At 65.2% G+C, this 16,687-nt stretch carries 14 protein-coding genes, 1 pseudogene and 1 riboswitch; of the genes and pseudogenes, 8 read left to right on the top strand and 7 right to left on the bottom strand.

All coding sequences use genetic code 11. The features are described 5' to 3' along the window. Nucleotides 1-11: 11 nt before the first annotated feature. The 6 genes from nuoF to EN845_RS15750 are packed head-to-tail and all read right to left on the bottom strand — an operon-like array spanning nt 12 to nt 5,367. On the bottom strand, nt 12-1,316 hold the full coding sequence (gene nuoF / locus EN845_RS15775) for an NADH-quinone oxidoreductase subunit NuoF (RefSeq protein ID WP_127871584.1): 1,305 nt from the start codon (nt 1,314-1,316) through the stop codon (nt 12-14). 10 nt (nt 1,317-1,326) lie between these two features. Continuing rightward, nucleotides 1,327-2,619 carry an NADH-quinone oxidoreductase subunit E gene (locus EN845_RS15770; protein ID WP_127871585.1) on the bottom strand — a complete coding sequence of 431 codons (1,293 nt, stop codon included), beginning with the start codon at nt 2,617-2,619 and terminating at the stop codon, nt 1,327-1,329. Further along, the gene (locus tag EN845_RS15765) at nt 2,620-3,810 is read right to left on the bottom strand and encodes an NADH-quinone oxidoreductase subunit D (protein ID WP_127871586.1); all 1,191 of its coding nucleotides are present in this window, start codon (nt 3,808-3,810) and stop codon (nt 2,620-2,622) included. It abuts the gene before it with no gap. A 9-nt stretch (nt 3,811-3,819) separates the two neighbouring features. Next, nucleotides 3,820-4,425, bottom strand: a complete 606-nt coding sequence (locus EN845_RS15760; protein WP_127871587.1) for an NADH-quinone oxidoreductase subunit C — start codon at nt 4,423-4,425, stop codon at nt 3,820-3,822. A gap of 4 nt (nt 4,426-4,429) precedes the next feature. Beyond that, the gene (locus EN845_RS15755) at nt 4,430-5,011 is read right to left on the bottom strand and encodes an NADH-quinone oxidoreductase subunit B (RefSeq protein WP_015317338.1); all 582 of its coding nucleotides are present in this window, start codon (nt 5,009-5,011) and stop codon (nt 4,430-4,432) included. Next, nucleotides 5,002-5,367, bottom strand: a complete 366-nt coding sequence (locus tag EN845_RS15750) for an NADH-quinone oxidoreductase subunit A (protein ID WP_006335683.1) — start codon at nt 5,365-5,367, stop codon at nt 5,002-5,004. The genes EN845_RS15755 and EN845_RS15750 overlap by 10 nt, the downstream gene beginning before the upstream one ends. A 333-nt stretch (nt 5,368-5,700) precedes the next feature. Here EN845_RS15750 and EN845_RS15745 point away from each other — a divergent pair, with 333 nt between their 5' ends. From EN845_RS15745 to EN845_RS15710, 8 genes and pseudogenes are all read left to right on the top strand, one after another. Next, nucleotides 5,701-6,900: a winged helix-turn-helix domain-containing protein gene (locus EN845_RS15745; RefSeq protein WP_127871588.1), complete on the top strand. Its 1,200-nt coding sequence runs from the start codon at nt 5,701-5,703 to the stop codon at nt 6,898-6,900. Between the two features lie 29 nt (nt 6,901-6,929). Then, nucleotides 6,930-7,136: riboswitch (cobalamin riboswitch) on the top strand. A gap of 37 nt (nt 7,137-7,173) precedes the next feature. After that, on the top strand, nt 7,174-7,608 hold the full coding sequence (locus tag EN845_RS15740) for a DUF1636 family protein (RefSeq protein ID WP_127871589.1): 435 nt from the start codon (nt 7,174-7,176) through the stop codon (nt 7,606-7,608). Further along, entirely contained in the window at nt 7,605-8,657 is a 1,053-nt protein-coding gene (gene cobW / locus EN845_RS15735; protein ID WP_127871590.1) for a cobalamin biosynthesis protein CobW, read from the top strand. Before EN845_RS15740 ends, cobW begins: the two co-directional genes overlap by 4 nt. Nucleotides 8,658-8,675: 18 nt before the next feature. Further along, entirely contained in the window at nt 8,676-12,197 is a 3,522-nt protein-coding gene (locus EN845_RS15730; protein ID WP_127871591.1) for a cobaltochelatase subunit CobN, read from the top strand. Continuing rightward, nucleotides 12,194-13,687 (top strand): annotated as a pseudogene (cobG, locus tag EN845_RS15725) (precorrin-3B synthase); the annotation flags it as partial. The gene EN845_RS15730 and the pseudogene cobG, both read left to right, overlap by 4 nt. Before the next feature lie 5 nt (nt 13,688-13,692). Next, the gene (locus EN845_RS15720; RefSeq protein WP_127871593.1) at nt 13,693-14,325 is read left to right on the top strand and encodes a precorrin-8X methylmutase; all 633 of its coding nucleotides are present in this window, start codon (nt 13,693-13,695) and stop codon (nt 14,323-14,325) included. Next, nucleotides 14,322-15,074, top strand: coding sequence for a precorrin-2 C(20)-methyltransferase (locus EN845_RS15715; protein ID WP_127871594.1), 753 nt, complete (start codon nt 14,322-14,324; stop codon nt 15,072-15,074). The genes EN845_RS15720 and EN845_RS15715 overlap by 4 nt, the downstream gene beginning before the upstream one ends. Then, nucleotides 15,071-15,835 (top strand): precorrin-3B C(17)-methyltransferase, encoded by a 765-nt coding sequence (locus tag EN845_RS15710; protein ID WP_127871595.1) that lies wholly within the window; start codon nt 15,071-15,073, stop codon nt 15,833-15,835. The genes EN845_RS15715 and EN845_RS15710 overlap by 4 nt, the downstream gene beginning before the upstream one ends. On the opposite strand, the gene EN845_RS15705 is transcribed toward EN845_RS15710, so the two are convergent. Continuing rightward, a complete protein-coding gene (locus EN845_RS15705) occupies nt 15,799-16,557 on the bottom strand; it encodes a cobalt-precorrin-6A reductase (protein ID WP_127871596.1) in 759 nt (252 codons plus the stop codon). The genes EN845_RS15710 and EN845_RS15705 overlap by 37 nt on opposite strands. Nucleotides 16,558-16,687 lie beyond the last annotated feature (130 nt).

The following is a 16,687-nucleotide window of genomic DNA, read 5'->3' as shown; positions in this document are numbered from 1 at the left end:
AAAGTTTCTTTTTATTCCGCCGCCACCATCACCGGTTCGGCCCGGTGCGCGTTGCGCGAAAACTCGTCGATGCGCCGCTCCACCTCGCCACGGAAATGCCGCATCAGGCCCTGGATCGGCCAGGCCGCGGCATCGCCCAGCGCACAGATCGTGTGGCCCTCGACCTGCTTGGTGACGTCGAGCAGCATGTCGATCTCGCGCTTCTGCGCCTCGCCGCGCACTAGCCGCTCCATCACCCGCCACATCCAGCCTGTGCCCTCGCGGCATGGCGTGCACTGACCGCAGCTCTCGTGCTTGTAGAAGTAGGACAACCGCGCGATCGCCTTCACGACATCGGTCGACTTGTCCATGACGATGACGGCCGCCGTGCCGAGGCCGGATTTGAGGTCGCGCAGCGCGTCGAAATCCATCGGCGTGTCGATGATCTGCTCGGCCGGCACCAGCGGCACCGAGGCGCCGCCCGGAATGACCGCAAGCAGATTGTCCCAGCCGCCGCGGATGCCGCCGCAATGCGTCTCGATCAGCTCGCGGAACGGGATCGACATCGCCTCTTCGACGGTGCACGGATTGTTGACGTGGCCGGAAACGCAGAACAGCTTGGTGCCGACATTGTTGGGCCGGCCGAAGGACGAGAACCACGCGGCTCCGCGGCGCAGGATGGTCGGCGCCACCGCGATCGATTCGACATTGTTGACCGTGGTCGGGCAGCCATAGAGGCCGACATTGGCCGGGAATGGCGGCTTCAGCCGGGGCTGGCCCTTCTTGCCTTCGAGGCTTTCGAGCAGCGCGGTTTCCTCGCCGCAGATATAGGCGCCGGCGCCGTGATGCATGTAGATTTCGAAATCGTAGCCCGACGTGTTGTTCTTGCCGATCAGCTTGGCCTCGTAGGCCTCTTCGATCGCCCGCTGCAGCGCCTCGCGCTCGCGGATGAACTCGCCGCGCACATAGATATAGGCGGCAATCGCGCCCATGGCGAAGCCGGCCAGAAACGCGCCCTCGACCAGCGTGTGCGGATCGTTGCGCAGGATGTCGCGGTCCTTGCAGGTACCGGGCTCGGACTCGTCGGCGTTGATGACGAGATAGCTCGGCCGGCCGTCGCTCTGCTTGGGCATGAACGACCATTTGAGGCCCGTCGGGAAGCCGGCGCCACCACGGCCGCGCAGGCCCGACGCCTTCATCTCGTTGACGATCCACTCACGCCCCTTGGCGATGATGCCGGGCGTGTTGTCCCAGGCGCCGCGTGCCATGGCGCCGGCCAGCGACTTGTCGAAGAGGCCGTAGATGTTGGTGAAGATGCGGTCTTTGTCCTGAAGCATTTTTCGTCCCTCAGACCGGCTTCTTGCCGAAGACGCGGATGTATTCGGCGACGCCGCCCTTGGCGAGCGCCTTGGCTTGGGCAACCCAGTTGTCGCGGTCGATGCGGCCCTGGAAGGAGAGATAGCCATCGACCCATTCGCGCTCGGCCTTCTTCCACGACGCGACTTGCGCGAAGGTGAAGACGCCAAGCGTATGCAGGATGCCCTCGATCTTCGGGCCGACGCCGGAGATCAGCTTGAGATCGTCGACCGCGGCCGGCCTGTCGATACCGGCCGGGCGGTTCTTGTCCTCCAGCGACGGCTTTGCCGGCTTCGCGGCTGGCACCTTGGCTTCCGGCGCCTTGAAGGCCGATGCCGGTTCGGCCTTGGCCGTCGGCCCATTGCGCTGCTTGGAAACCTTCTCGACCTCAGGCGCTGTCGTATTCGCGTTGGCCGCCGAATGCAGCGGCGCCGAAACGCTCGCCGCCTTTTCCGCCGCCGGCGCCACCTTGGTCTTTGAAGGCGTCTTCAGCGCCGGGCTGGTCTCGGGCGCATCGGTTTTCGGCTTGCTGGCATTGGACGGCGCGACAGGGGGCGTGGGAGCTACAGCCGCGGGGGCCGGCACGGCCGTCGCGATGATCGCGCCGGGCGCTGCCTTGGCGGCCTTGGCTGCTTCCCGGGCTTCGCGGTCGCGGGTCGATTTGAGGATCGCCTTTTCGCTCTTCAGCGTGGTGAGGCCGGAGGCTGGCTCCGAGCCGCTGCGGCCGTTCTGCGGTCCCGGCGCCACCGAGGCGCCCTTGCCGGCATCATAGAGATCGATGATTTCGGCCAACCGTTCAGGCGTCAGATCCTCGAACGTATCCTTGAACACCATGACCATCGGTGCGTTGACGCAGGCGCCGAGGCACTCGACCTCCTCCCACGACAAGGTGCCCTTGTCGTTGGTGTGGAACTGGTCGTGATGGATTTTCGAGCGGCACACATCCATCAGCGCTTCCGAACCGCGCAGCATGCAGGGCGTGGTGCCGCAAACCTGGATGTGCGCGCGGGTACCGACCGGATTGAGCTGGTACTGCGTGTAGAAGGTCGCGACCTCGAGCCCGCGGATACGGGGCATGCCGAGCATGTCCGAGATCGTCTCGATCGCCGCCTTGGTGACCCAGCCTTCCTGCTCCTGCGCTATCATCAGAAGCGGGATGATCGCCGACTGTTCGCGCCCCTTCGGATATTTCTTGATCCACTGCTTGGCCGCCGCCGCATTCGCCTTGTTGAAGGCGAAGGACGCTGGCTGGACGCTGGCTTCTGCGAGACGGCGGACTGACATTTAGCGATCGACCTCACCAAACACGATGTCGAGGGAGCCAAGAACGGCGGTGACGTCGGCCAGCATGTGGCCGCGGCACAGGAAATCCATGGCTTGCAGATGCGCGAAACCGGGGGCGCGCAGCTTGCAGCGGTACGGCTTGTTGGTGCCGTCGGAGACGAGATAGACGCCGAACTCGCCCTTCGGCGCCTCGACGGCCGCATAGACCTCGCCGGCCGGCACGCGATAGCCCTCGGTGTAGAGCTTGAAGTGGTGGATCAGCGCTTCCATCGAACGCTTCATCGCCTGGCGCTTCGGCGGCACCACCTTGCCGTCGAGGTTCGACACCGGACCGGTGCTTTCCTTGCCGAGCAGAAGATCGACGCACTGGCGCATGATCCGCGCCGACTGGCGCATTTCTTCCATACGCACGAGATAACGGTCGAAGCAGTCGCCATTCTTGCCGATCGGGATGTCGAAATCCATCTCGGAATAGCATTCATAGGGCTGCGACTTGCGCAGATCCCACGGCGAGCCCGAGCCGCGCACCATGACGCCCGAAAAGCCCCAGGCCCAGGCATCGGCCAGCGAAACGATGCCGATATCGACATTGCGCTGCTTGAAGATGCGGTTGCCGGTGAGCAGCTTGTCGAGATCGTCGAGCGATTTCAGGAACGGGTCGATCCATTTGCCGATGTCCTCGACCAGCTGCCGCGGCAGGTCCTGGTGGACGCCGCCAGGCCGGAAGTAGGCCGCATGCATGCGCGAACCGGAAGCGCGCTCATAGAACACCATCAGCTTTTCGCGCTCGACGAAGCCCCACAGCGGCGGTGTCAGCGCACCGACGTCCATCGCCTGCGTCGTCACATTGAGGATGTGCGACATGATGCGGCCGATCTCGCAATAGAGCACGCGGATCAGTTGGCCGCGCCTCGGCACCTCGATGCCGAGCAGGCGCTCGGCGGCAAGCGCGAAGGCATGTTCCTGGTTCATCGGCGCGCAATAGTCGAGCCGGTCGAGATAAGGCACCGCCTGCAGATAGGTCTTGGCCTCGATCAGCTTCTCCGTGCCGCGATGCAGCAGGCCGATATGCGGATCGACGCGATCGACGACTTCACCGTCGAGCTCAAGGACCAACCTCAATACACCATGCGCCGCAGGGTGTTGAGGTCCAAAGTTGATGTTGAAATTGCGGACGGAGGTTTCAGCCATTCTGGCGCCTCAATTCGTCTTGGCTTTTTCGTCCCCGGGCAGCACGTAATCGGTGCCTTCCCAAGGGGAAAGAAAATCAAAATTGCGGAATTCCTGCTTGAGCTCGACCGGCTCGTAGATGACGCGCTTGGCTTCGTCGTCGTAGCGCACTTCGACGAAACCGGTCAGCGGGAAATCCTTGCGCAGCGGATGGCCTTCGAACCCGTAATCGGTCAGCAGGCGGCGCAGGTCCGGATGGCCCGAGAACAGCACGCCATAGAGATCGTAGGTCTCCCGCTCGAACCAGTCGGCGCCGGGATAGACGCCGGTGACCGACGGCACCATCGTCTCCTCGTCGGCCTGCACCTTGATGCGGATGCGGACATTCTGCTTCGGCGAAAGCAGGTGATAGACGACGTCGAAGCGCTTGGCCCGCGACGGATAGTCGGCGCCGCAGACATCGATGATCGAAATGAACTGGCAGCGCGCATCGTCGCGCAGGAAGGTCATTACCTCGATCAGGTTTTGCGGCTCGACGTGAACGGTAAGCTCGCCATAAGCGAGCACAGCGTCGCTGAAGCGGCCAGGCAGCTTCTCGCCGAGATAGGTCGACAGTTCGCTAAGGGATGCGGCCATGGATTTACCGTTCGATCGTGCCGGTGCGGCGGATCTTCTTCTGCAGGAGAAGAATGCCGTAGAGCAGGGCTTCGGCGCTCGGCGGGCAGCCGGGCACATAGATGTCGACCGGCACGACCCGGTCGCAGCCGCGCACCACCGAATAGGAATAGTGGTAATAGCCGCCGCCATTGGCGCAGGAGCCCATCGAGATGACGTAGCGCGGCTCCGGCATCTGGTCGTAGACCTTGCGCAGCGCCGGCGCCATCTTGTTGGTCAGCGTGCCGGCCACGATCATGATGTCGGACTGGCGCGGAGACGCGCGCGGCGCGACACCGAAGCGCTCCGAATCGTAACGCGGCATCGAGGTGTGGATCATCTCGACCGCGCAGCACGCCAAACCGAAGGTCATGAACATCAGCGAGCCGCTGCGCGCCCAGGTGATCAGCGCCTCGGTCGAGGTGACCAGAAAACCCTTGTCTGCAAGCTCATTGTTGATTTCGAGGAAGAAGGGATCGTCCTCCCCCACCGGCCTGCCGGTGTTGGGATCGATGATGCCCTTGGGCTTTGGCGCGACGAGGGTGCCTGAACTGTCGTTCAATCCCATTCCAGCGCTCCTTTTTTCCATTCATAGGCAAAGCCGATGGTCAGCACCGCCAAAAACACCATCATCGACCAGAAGCCGAGCATGCCGATCTTCGAGAAGGACACTGCCCAGGGAAACAGGAAGGCCACTTCGAGGTCGAAGATGATGAACAGGATCGACACCAGGTAGAAACGAATGTCGAACTTCATGCGGGCATCGTCGAACGAGTTGAAACCGCACTCGTAGGCGGACAGCTTTTCGGGATCGGGGTTGCGGTAGGCCACCAGGAACGGTGCGACCAGCAGCGCCAGGCCGACCACCAGCGCCACGCCGATGAACAGGACGATGGGCAGGTACGAACTGAGGAGTGCGTTCATGCAGCGGCTTTCCGTTGGCGCCAATCCACGTTGATTACAGCACCGGACCTTAATGCGGAAGCGTGACAGTTTAACCGCTGAACCGTTTTAAGGAGCCTATGCTGCAACGCGGCGAGGGTTAGCGCAGCACTTCCAGCGAAGCAAGTCAAACCTTGTTCAAAACAACGAGCTGGACGGCATTCCGGGAGAAACTGGTCTCATAGGCTCCTGTTTGATTTCCTTCTCTTTTTACTCCACTTTTCTCTCCTGACAGGGTTGCCGCCAAAACCCTGCTAGCATGGGCTGGAATCACCCATCACATCTTTGTCAAAGCACCCTCAGAGTGACGCCTGCATGAAGGAAAAGATCTCGCTAGCCGCCGCCCGGCGCATCGCGCTCGCCGCTCAGGGATTTCTCGATCCCCGCCCCGCCGGCATGCCCGACCGCCGCCATTTCGCCCGCGTTCTGTCCCGCACCGGCCTGCTGCAGATCGATTCCGTCAGTGCGGTGGTGCGTGCCCACTATATGCCGCTCTATTCGCGTCTGGGTCCCTATCCCGTCGCCTTGCTCGACAACGCCGCCGTGACGCGCAAGCGCACGGTGTTCGAATATTGGGCACACGAGGCCTCATTCCTGCCGGTCGAGACGTACCCGCTGATGCGCTGGCGCATGCAGCGCGCCGAGCAAGGCGATGAAATGTATCTGGGGCTGGCCAAATGGGGCCGTGAGCACGCTGCCTATATAGAAGAGATCTACCGCCAGGTCGTCGATCGTGGCCCGATCGCCGCTTCGGCGCTGGAAGGCCAGAAAGGCTCCGGCGGCTGGTGGGGTTGGAGCCGCGCCAAGCACGCCTTCGAATGGCTGTTCTGGGCCGGCCGCATCACCACGGCGCACCGGCGCGGTTTCGAGCGCTTCTATGACCTGCCGGAGCGGGTGCTGCCGCAAGCGATCCTCGACCTGCCGGTACCGGCGGCCGAGGATGCACATCGCGAATTGCTGCGCATTTCCGCCCGCGCCCACGGCATCGCCACATCAGGCGACCTGCGCGACTATTTCCGGCTCTCCCCCGCCGACATGAAAGGCCGGCTCGAGGAACTGGTCGAACTCGGCGAGTTGTTGCCGGTCCGTGTCGAGGGGTGGGACAAGCCAGCTTACCTTCATAGGGATGCGCGTTTGCCACGCAAGATCGAGGCCCGCGCCCTGCTGGCGCCGTTCGATCCCGTCGTCTTCGCGCGCTCGCGCTCGGAGCGGCTGTTCGATTTTCACTATCGCATCGAAATCTACACCCCGGCCGAGAAGCGCCAATACGGCTACTATGTCCTGCCCTTCCTGCTTGGCGACAAGATCGTGGCGCGCGTCGACCTCAAAGCCGACCGGCCGGCCAGTGTCCTGCGCGTCCATGCCGCCTATGCCGAGCCCGGCGCGCCGCCTGAAACCGCCGCTGAACTTTTCGAGGAATTGAAGCAGATGCAGGGCTGGCTTGGGCTTGAACGCATCGAAGTGACGCCTGCCGGCGACCTCGGCCCGGCGCTGTCCGACATCGCGGTGTCGTAAGCTCGCGTTGACACCGCTGCCCGCAAGAGCCTAAATCCGATCCAGACGGTCTCCTCTCGGCAAAGGGAGGAGCCAAGAGGGAATGCGGTGCGGGCCGAAAAGCCCAAATCCGCGGCTGTCCCCGCAACTGTAAGCGAAGAGCCAAGGCCGAAAGCCACTGGGATTGTCCCGGGAAGGCGGCTACCCAAGGCGATGACCCGCGAGCCAGGAGACCTGCCGTCTGGAATGCAAGAATCCGATCGCCCGGCGGGTTTTCCGGGCAAGGAGCCTGATTTGGATCGCGACAGCAGTTTCTCGGCTGAAACAACGGACATTTCGTCCGGCGGGGATGATTCCCTGGCCGGCATCACTGTCATCGTCTGCGCCTCCTGTCGCGACGAGACCGGTTCCGACGCCCATCCCCGGGCCGGCGAACTTTTGGCTGAAGATACCCGCCAAGCCGCCTCGGGCGAGCAAATTCGCATCCGCACGGTCGAATGCCTCGGCAATTGCAAGCGCAGGCTGAGCGCCGCGATCCTGCGCGACGGATGCTGGAGCTATGTGTTCGGCGACCTGACCACAACCAGCGGCGCCGATCTCGTCGCCGGCGCGAAACTCTTCGCCACCTCGACCGACGGCCTCATTCCCTGGCGCGGCCGGCCCGATAGCCTCAAGCGCGGCCTCGTTGCCCGCATCCCTCCTCTCGACATGCTGAAGGACTTGATATGACCGCTCCAAATTCGGCCGGCAATCTCTCCCGCGTTCCCTGCACCGTCGTTACCGGCTTCCTCGGCGCCGGCAAGACGACGCTGGTCCGCCATCTCCTGGAAAATGCCGGCGGCAAGCGGATTGCCATCATCGTCAACGAATTCGGCGATATCGGCATCGACGGCGAAATCCTCAAGGGCTGCGGTATCGACACCTGCCCCGAGGAAAACATCGTCGAACTGGCCAATGGCTGCATCTGCTGCACCGTCGCCGACGATTTCGTGCCAGCGCTCGACCAGATCCTGTCGCTGACGCCGAAGGTCGACCACATCCTGATCGAAACCTCCGGTCTCGCCCTCCCCAAACCTCTGGTCCAGGCGTTCCAGTGGCCGACGGTGAAAAGCCGCGTCACCGTCGATGGCGTCATCGCCGTGGTCGACGGTCCCGCACTTGCGGAAGGCCGCGTCGCCAACGACATGGAAGCCCTGCAGGCGCAACGCGCCGGGGACGAAAGCCTCGACCATGACGATCCGGTCGAAGAGGTGTTCGAGGACCAGATCGCCTGCGCCGACCTGATCATCCTGTCGAAGAGCGACCTGATGGACGCCGAGGGCTCGGCCCGCGCCAACGCCATCGTCAACGAACACTCCGCCCGCGCGGTGAAGATCGTGCCGACGTCGCATGGCAAGGTCGATCCCTCGGTGCTGCTCGGGCTTGGTCTTGCCGTCGAGGACGACATCGAGAACCGCAAGTCCCATCACGACGGCGCATTCGACCACGAGCATGACGACTTCGACACATTCATCGTCGACATTCCCTCGATTGCCAATCCCGACGATCTGGCAAAACGTGTCGCAGAGGCCGCCGAACACGAAAACGTGCTGCGTGTAAAAGGCTTCGTCGAGGTCGGCGGCAAGCCGATGCGGCTCCTGCTGCAGGCCGTCGGCCCACGCGTCAATCATTACTATGACCGTGCCTGGAGCGCCGAGGACGACCGCCGCTCGCGCCTGGTCGTCATTGGTCTCAAGGGGCTGAACCGTCCGGCGATCGAAGGTATCCTCGCCGGCTGATTTCAGACACGGACCGCGATGCACATCCTCACCACGACCTCCGCTTCGCTTGACGACCTCGCCGAGCCTGTCGATCTCAGGCAGACGCCGGCGGATATCGTGGCCTTGTCCTTCACCGACAGCGATCTCGCCGGACTGGCGGCGGCGTGGAAGGCGGACGCCGACCGCCTGCCCTCCATGCGGCTTGCGGCACTGCGCGATCTGCGCCATCCCATGTCCGTCGACCTCTGGATCGACAGCGTCGCCCGCCATGCCAAGGTCATCCTGGTGCGCATCCTCGGCGGCAACGACTGGTGGCGCTATGGCTGCGACCAGCTGGCGGTGATTGCCCGTGAGCGCGGCATCAAACTGGCGCTGCTTCCGGGTGAAAGCCATGACGAGGATCTCAGGCTGATCGAAGCCTCGACGCTGCCACGCGCCGAACTCGACGGCCTGCTTGGCTATTTCCGAGAGGGCGGCCCGGCCAATATGAGCGCGCTGGTTCGGAGGCTGGCAGGCCTGGCTGGACAGGATACGTCCGTCGCCAGTCCGGTCAGCGTGCCGAAGGCCGGTTACTATCAGTCTGGATTGGGGGTCGCGGAGGAGCCGGACCTTTCAGATGTCGGTGCTCCCATCGTCCCTATCCTCTTCTACCGCTCGATGCTGCTCGCGGCCGACGTTGCCCCGATCGATGCGCTGGCCGAGGCCTTGCGCTCCCAGGGACTGGCAGCGGTCCCGATCTTCGTTTCCAGCCTCCAGGATCCTGTGTCCCTGGCGTTCGTCGAAAATGCCATCGCATCGCTGAAACCCGCCGCCATCATCACCGCGACCGCCTTCGCTTCGGGTGCCGAACCCGGTGTCGAAACCCTGTTCGACCGCGCCGGCGTGCCGGTTTTCCAGGTCATCGTCGCCACCACGCGTCGCGACATCTGGGAAAACAACCAGCGCGGCCTGGCGCCGGCCGACCTTGCCATGCATGTCGTGCTGCCCGAACTCGATGGCCGCATCCTCGCCGGCGCCATTTCCTTCAAGGACGAGAGCGATGTCGATCCGGCGCTTGGCCATCGTGCGTTGGCCAACCGGCCGGAACCTGATCGTGTGACGCAGGTGGTTAAGCGCGTTGCGGCCTTCATCCGCCTGCGGGAGACATCGCGCGCAGAGCGCAAATTGGCGATCCTGATTCCCGACTATCCCAGCGGTCCTGGCCGCACCGGCTATGCGGTCGGGCTGGATGTGCCGTCCAGTGTGCTGGTGATGCTGCACGACTTGAGCGAACAGGGCTATGCCGTTGACGGGATTCCGCAAACACCGCGTGAATTGCTGGATTTGTTGGAGCGGGGCGACAGCGGGCTGGGGTTCGACGACTATCGTGCCTTTTCTATTGAGCTTCCGACATCCGCAATTGCCGCGGTAGACGCCGCGTGGGGCAGAGCAGATCAGGAGACAGGTTTGCGCGAGGCGCCCCCCTCTGTCCTGCCGGACATCTCCCCCACACGGGGGGAGATTGTGCCCGCATCTCCGCTTTCGCCAATCTCGAAGGTTAAAGAACGGGCGCCGAAGTTGCCAATCTCCCCCCTCGTGGGGGAGATGTCCGGCAGGACAGAGGGGGGCGCTCAAGCGCCAGCCTCGACAAACTTCCCCTTCCGTGCCGCAACCTTCGGCAACATCACCGTGGCACTCGCCCCCGATCGTGGCCGTTCCGCCGATCGCCGCGCCGACTATCACGACCCGACACTGCCGCCACGCCATGCCTTGATCGCCTTCGGCCTCTGGCTGCGCAAATCGCTCGGCGTCCATGCGCTCATCCATGTCGGCGCCCACGGCACGCTGGAATGGCTGCCCGGCAAGACCGTCGCGCTTTCGGAAAACTGCTTCCCCGAGATCGTGACCGGATCCCTGCCCGTCATCTATCCCTTCATCGTCTCCAACCCAGGCGAGGCGGCGCAGGCCAAACGGCGCATCGCCGCCGTCACCCTTGGCCATCTGCCGCCGCCGCTCGCCGGTGCAGGTCTCGACGAGCACCAGCACAAGCTCGAACGCCTGGTCGATGAATACGCCCAGGCCGATGGCCTCGACCGCCGCCGCCGCGACCGTCTCGCCAGGCTGATTGTCGAAACCGCGCAAAAGACCGGCCTTGCCTCCGAAGCCGGCGTCGCCAAAACCGATGCGCCCGACGAAGCGCTGCGCCGCATCGACGCCTGGCTCTGCGATCTCAAGGACTTCGCTATCAAGGACGGGCTGCATATCTACGGCCGCGCGCCCGAGGGCGAGCCGGATGCCATGCGCCGCCAAAGCGCGGCAGCCGAGAAGTCGGCGCTGTTCGCCGCGCTCGATGGCTGTCACGTCAAGGCCGGCCCGGCTGGCGCGCCCGCACGGGGCCGCTCCGACGTGCTGCCCACTGGCCGCAACCTGTTCACCTCGGACCCGCGCACCATGCCGACGCCGACCGCCTACGACCTGGGCAAGGCGGCGGCGGAGGAAGTGGTGCGCGGCTACCTGCAGTCGCATGGCGACTGGCCGCGTTCCCTGGTTATCGACCTCTGGGGCTCGGCCTCGCTGCGCACCGGCGGCGAGGAGATCGCGCAGGGCCTGGCGCTGATGGGCTGCCGGCCGCAATGGGACACTGCCACCGGCCGCATCACCGGCATCGAGGTGCTGCCGCCAGCTATGCTCGGCCGTCCGCGCGTCGACGTCACCTGGCGCATATCAGGCCTGTTCCGCGACATGTTCCCGACCCAGATCGCCCTGATCGACGCCGCCGCCAACGCCGTTTCCGCGCGCGACGAGGACGATTCGGAAAACCCGCTCGCCGCCAAGACCCGCGCCGATGGCAAGATCAGCCCGCGCATCTTCGGCACATCGCCCGGCACTTACGGCGCCGGCGTCGAGGATCTGTTGTCGAGAGGCGACTGGAGCGCACGCGAAGAGATCGGCCGCGCCTATCTCGACGCCACCTCGCATGCCTATGGCGGCGCCGGCGGCGAAGGCGTCTCGGCGCCCGGAGCGTTTGAAGGCCGCATCGCCGAAGCCGATCTTCTGGTCCACACCGGCGACGACCCCGGTCGCGACATCCTCGAAGGTTCCGCCGACGTCGCCTTCATCGGCGGCTTTTCGGCCGCCTTGGCCGCACTCGGCAGGAACGCCGACGTCATCGTGCTCGACACCACGGACCCGCAAAAACCGAAACCGCGATCGGTCGGCGAGGCCGTGTCGCGCGTGGTGCGTGCCCGCGCCGTCAACGCACGCTTCATCTCAGGCCAGATGCGGCACGGCCCGCGTGGCGCCTCCGAATTCGCCGAAACGGTCGATCGGCTGGTCGGCTTCGCCGAAACGACGCATGCCATTTCGGGCGCGCTGATCGAGGCCGTGCACGATGCCTATCTCGGCGATCCGGACGTTCGCGCCTTCATCCTGCGCGAAAATCCCGCCGCCGCCAAAGTCATCGCCGAGCGCTTCCTGTCGGCGCGCCGCCGCGGCCTCTGGCATCCTTTGCGCAATTCCATCGACGACGATCTCGCCGCGCTGATTGCGGAAGCCAACGCGCCCGGGGTCGCGGCATGAACGCCTTCTCGCGCCGTGGCGCCTGCCCCGCTCTGTCCGCGCCGATGCAGACAGGCGACGGCCTGCTGGTGCGCCTGAACCCGGTCGCCGGAGGTCCATCCTCCGGAGGGTTGTCGCCGAAGCTCTTGATCGGGATCGCCGAATCCGCCTTGCGGCACGGCAACGGCATCATGGAAGTCACCGCGCGCGGCAGCCTGCAGATACGCGGCCTCACGGCGGACAGCGCTGCGTTGCTGGCGGCGGAGGTGGATGCATTGGGAATCGCGGTGCGCACCGGGGTGCCGGTCGAGACCGGCCCGCTGGCAGGCATTGACCCGCAGGAGATCGCTGATCCCCGGCCGATGGCGGAAGAGATTCGCGTGGCCGTCGAGGAAGCCGGGTTGACGCAGCGGCTGGGACCGAAGGTTTCGGTGATCGTTGACGGTGGCGGACAACTGACGCTGGATGCGGTAACGGCCGAAGTGCGGCTGAGGGCGGTGCGAGCCGATACAGCCAGCCGTTGGCTTGTATCCGTCGCGGGTGACGGGCGGACCGCCAAGCGGCTCACCGTGGCGGATGAGGATGCGGCACGCGACATTGCTGTCGCGGCGCTGCGGATGGTTGCCGAGAAAGGCCGGGACGCACACACGCGGGATTTGTCGGGGCGGCAATTGGAGTCTCTCGCAAGCTGGCACTCTACGGCGCCCCCCTCTGTCCTGCCGGACATCTCCCCCTCTAGGGGGGAGATCAACGGCTTCGACGCTGGCTTTTCAACAACACCGGAGATTGGCGAAACCATCGGTGACAGCGCAATCTCCCCCCTTGAGGGGGAGATGTCCGGCAGGACAGAGGGGGGCGCCTCGCGCAAACCTATCGGGCTTTTCCCCTTGGCCGGTGAAACTTTCGCCCTCGGCATCGGCCTGCCCTATGGCAGCATCCCAGCGGACAAAATCATCGCCCTCGCAAAAAGCGCCCTCGCCCTCGGCACCACCGAAATCCGCCTCGCCCCAGGCCGCGCCTTGCTTTTCCTCGGCCAGCCGGCGACCGCCAACCAGCCCCTGCAAGACACAGCCGCCACCCTCGGCTTCGTCACCTCAGCCGCCGACCCGCGTACGCGCATCGCCGCTTGCCCGGGTACGCCGGCCTGCGCGTCCGGCCGCATCGCCACCCGCGATATCGCCGAGACGATCGCCACCGAAAACGCCGACATCCTCGATCCCTCCCTCACCCTGCACATTTCCGGCTGCGCCAAGGGCTGCGCGCATCCCGGCCCGGCGGCGCTGACTTTGGTCGGCGGCGAAAACGGAGCCGGACTTGTCGTGAACGCGACGGCAAAGGCTCTTCCTGCCGGCTACAGGCCGGGCTATGACGCCGCGCGCGGCATCGGCCGCGTCGCCGCGGTGATCCGCGGCGCTCGATATCAGGGCGAGACCGCCGCCGCTTGCCTGACAAGGCTGGGCACGGCCGGCATCGCCGAAACTTACCAACGGGCCCAACCTTACCAACGGAAATGAGCATGGCCGCCTACGACTACATCCACGACGGCACGGCGATCTACGAGCGCTCCTTCGCCATCATCCGCGCCGAGGCCGATCTCTCGCGCTTCTCGGAGGCCGAGGCCGATGTCGCCATCCGCATGATCCATGCCTGCGGCCAGGTCGAAGCCGCCAGGAATTTTGTCTTCTCCCCCGATTTCGTCACCGCCGCCCGCAAAGCCCTGGCGGCGGGCGCGCCTATCTTCTGCGACGCGGAGATGGTCTCGCATGGCGTCACCCGCGCCCGGCTGCCGGCCGGCAATGAGGTGATCTGCACCTTGCGCGACCCGCGCACGCATGACATCGCGAGGGAGATCGGCAACACCCGCTCGGCCGCCGCGATCGACCTGTGGGGCGAGCGCATGGCCGGTTCGGTTGTCGCCATCGGCAATGCCCCGACCGCGCTCTTCTACCTCCTGGAGAAGCTGCGCGATGGCGCGCCGAAGCCAGCTGCCATCATCGGCATGCCAGTCGGCTTTGTCGGCGCCGCCGAATCCAAGGATGCGCTGGCCGAGAATTCCTATGGCGTGCCCTACGCCATCGTGCGCGGCAGGCTCGGCGGCAGCGCCATGACCGCCGCCGCGCTCAATTCACTGGCGAGGCCCGGCCTGTGAACGCGATTTCCAAAGGCAGGCTCGTCGGTGTCGGCACCGGTCCCGGCGACCCCGAATTGCTGACGCTGAAGGCCGCGCGAGCCTTGGCCGAGGCCGATGTCGTGGCCTATTTCGCCAAGCGCGGCAACAACAGCAATGCGCGCGCCATCGTCGAGGCGCGCTTCCGGCCCGACATGCTGGAACTGCCGCTGCTCTATCCCGTCACCACCGAGATCGACAAGGATCACGACGACTACCGCTCGCAGATATCAGGTTTCTACGAGGAGTCGGCCAACAAGGTCGCCGAGCACCTCGATGCTGGCCGGATGGTCGCCGTGCTGTCCGAAGGCGACCCGCTGTTCTACGGCTCTTATATGCACCTGCACGTCCGTCTCGCCAATCGTTTCCCGACTGAAGTCATTCCCGGCATCACCGCCATGTCCGGCTGCTGGTCGCAGACCGGCGTGCCGATCGTCCAGGGTGACGACGTGCTGACCGTGCTGCCCGGCACGATGAGCGAGTTCGAGTTGACCCGACGCCTCGCCGACACCGATGCCGCCGTGATCATGAAGGTCGGCCGCAACCTGCCCAAGATCAGGCGCGCGCTGGAAGCGACCGGAAAGCTGACGCGCGCCGTCTATGTCGAGCGCGGCACCATGGCCGGCAGCGTCTCGATGCGGCTTGCCGACAAGGCGGACGACAAGGCGCCCTACTTCGCAATCGTGCTGGTCGCCGGCTGGTCCGGCCGCCCGACTGGAGCGCAGACATGAGCGGCCGTCTCACCGTCATCGGCCTCGGCCCCGGCAATGCCGACCAGGTCACGCCGCAAGCCAGCCGCGCTGTCGCCGAGGCGAAATTCTTCTACGGCTACAAGCCTTATCTCGACCGGCTTGACCTGCGCCCCGACCAGACCCGCGTCGCTTCCGACAATCGCGAGGAGCTCGCCCGTTCCAAGGACGCGCTGACCAAGGCAGCCGAAGGCCACGACGTCGCCGTGGTGTCCGGCGGCGATCCCGGCGTCTTTGCCATGGCCGCCGCCGTCTTCGAGGCGATCGAGGCCGGTCCGGCCGAATGGCGTGCGGTCGATGTCGCCGTGGTGCCTGGCGTCACCGCCATGCTGGCGGTCGCCGCCCGCATCGGTGCGCCGCTCGGCCACGACTTCTGCGCCATTTCGCTGTCCGACAATCTGAAGCCTTGGGATTTGATCGAACTGCGTCTTCTGGCGGCGGCTGGCGCCGGCTTCGTCATCGCGCTCTATAACCCGATCAGCAAGGCGCGTCCCTGGCAGCTTGGCCGCGCCTTCGAATGCCTGACCGCCATCCTCCCCGGCACGACGCCGGTGATCTTCGGCCGCGCCGCGGGCCGGCCAGACGAGCGCATCGAGGTCTATCTGCTGGCCGACGTCGACGCTGAAAAGGCCGACATGGCGACCTGCATCATCATCGGCTCGCCGGAGACCCGGATCATCAAGCGCGGCGACAAGCCGGCGCTGGTCTACACGCCGCGCTCGGCGTCGGGTTCGACGAAATGATCGATCATGGCGGCCAGCGCTTCGACGGTTTCAGCCGAAGGCACCTCCGGCAAGGCCGGCCTGCGCACCATGACCACCTCGATGCCGAGCGTTCGCGCCGCGGCAATCTTCCCGTATGTCGCCGCGCCACCGCTGTTCTTCGACACCACGACATCTATGTGATGCTTTTCGAGCAAAGCGCGTTCTTCCCTCTCGTGAAACGGGCCCCGCGCCAGCAGATAGTCGGCGTCGGGCACACCCAGCTTCGGCTCGACCGGATCGACGCTGCGGATGAGATAGTGGTGCTGGGGTGCTGCCTCGAAGGCGGCGACCTCCTGCCGGCCAAGCGCCAGAAATACGCGGCGCGGCACATCGCTAAGCGCCCGCGCGGCGCCAGCAACGCTATCGATCTCAAGCCAGCGGTCGCCTTCTACGGCCTCCCACCCCGGGCGCCGCAAGGCAAGGATCGGCACGCCGGTCTTGCGCGCGGCCATTGCCGCGTTGGCGGAGATTCGCGCCGCATAGGGATGCGTGGCGTCGATCAGCAGACCAGTGCCGGTCTCCCTGAGATATGCGGCCAGTCCATCGGCGCCGCCGAATCCACCGCTTCGCACCGGCACGCCCTGCGCAACCGGGCTTTCCGTGCGGCCGGCCAGAGAAAGCGTGACGAGGAAATCCTCCACCAGTTTTCCGGCCAATTGGCGCGCTTCTGTTGTGCCGCCGAGGATCAGAATCTTCTTCATGGGCACCATGTCAAACATCGTCGGCGCTGCCCCTCACCCTTACCCTCTCCCCGTGAAGGACGGGGAGAGGGAGGCGTCGGCGCCGGAGCTTCTCCCTTCTCCCCGTCACTATACGGGGAGAAGGTGCCGG

The organism is Mesorhizobium sp. M8A.F.Ca.ET.202.01.1.1 (genome assembly GCF_004791595.1).
Lineage (GTDB): Bacteria > Pseudomonadota > Alphaproteobacteria > Rhizobiales > Rhizobiaceae > Mesorhizobium.
The sequence above is the reverse complement of the archived record's forward strand: the minus strand, read 5'-3'. Positions and strand labels throughout refer to the sequence as shown.

Bases quoted from the DNA above. Each gene is read 5' to 3' on its own strand.
- nuoF (WP_127871584.1), bottom strand. From the start codon at position 1,316: ATGCTTCAGGACAAAGACCGCATCTTCACCAACATCTACGGCCTCTTC.
- EN845_RS15770 (WP_127871585.1), bottom strand. From the start codon at position 2,619: ATGTCAGTCCGCCGTCTCGCAGAAGCCAGCGTCCAGCCAGCGTCCTTC.
- EN845_RS15765 (WP_127871586.1), bottom strand. From the start codon at position 3,810: ATGGCTGAAACCTCCGTCCGCAATTTCAACATCAACTTTGGACCTCAA.
- EN845_RS15760 (WP_127871587.1), bottom strand. From the start codon at position 4,425: ATGGCCGCATCCCTTAGCGAACTGTCGACCTATCTCGGCGAGAAGCTG.
- EN845_RS15755 (WP_015317338.1), bottom strand. From the start codon at position 5,011: ATGGGATTGAACGACAGTTCAGGCACCCTCGTCGCGCCAAAGCCCAAG.
- EN845_RS15750 (WP_006335683.1), bottom strand. From the start codon at position 5,367: ATGAACGCACTCCTCAGTTCGTACCTGCCCATCGTCCTGTTCATCGGC.
- EN845_RS15745 (WP_127871588.1), top strand. From the start codon at position 5,701: ATGAAGGAAAAGATCTCGCTAGCCGCCGCCCGGCGCATCGCGCTCGCC.
- cobW (WP_127871590.1), top strand. From the start codon at position 7,605: ATGACCGCTCCAAATTCGGCCGGCAATCTCTCCCGCGTTCCCTGCACC.
- EN845_RS15730 (WP_127871591.1), top strand. From the start codon at position 8,676: ATGCACATCCTCACCACGACCTCCGCTTCGCTTGACGACCTCGCCGAG.
- EN845_RS15720 (WP_127871593.1), top strand. From the start codon at position 13,693: ATGGCCGCCTACGACTACATCCACGACGGCACGGCGATCTACGAGCGC.
- EN845_RS15710 (WP_127871595.1), top strand. From the start codon at position 15,071: ATGAGCGGCCGTCTCACCGTCATCGGCCTCGGCCCCGGCAATGCCGAC.
- EN845_RS15705 (WP_127871596.1), bottom strand. From the start codon at position 16,557: ATGAAGAAGATTCTGATCCTCGGCGGCACAACAGAAGCGCGCCAATTG.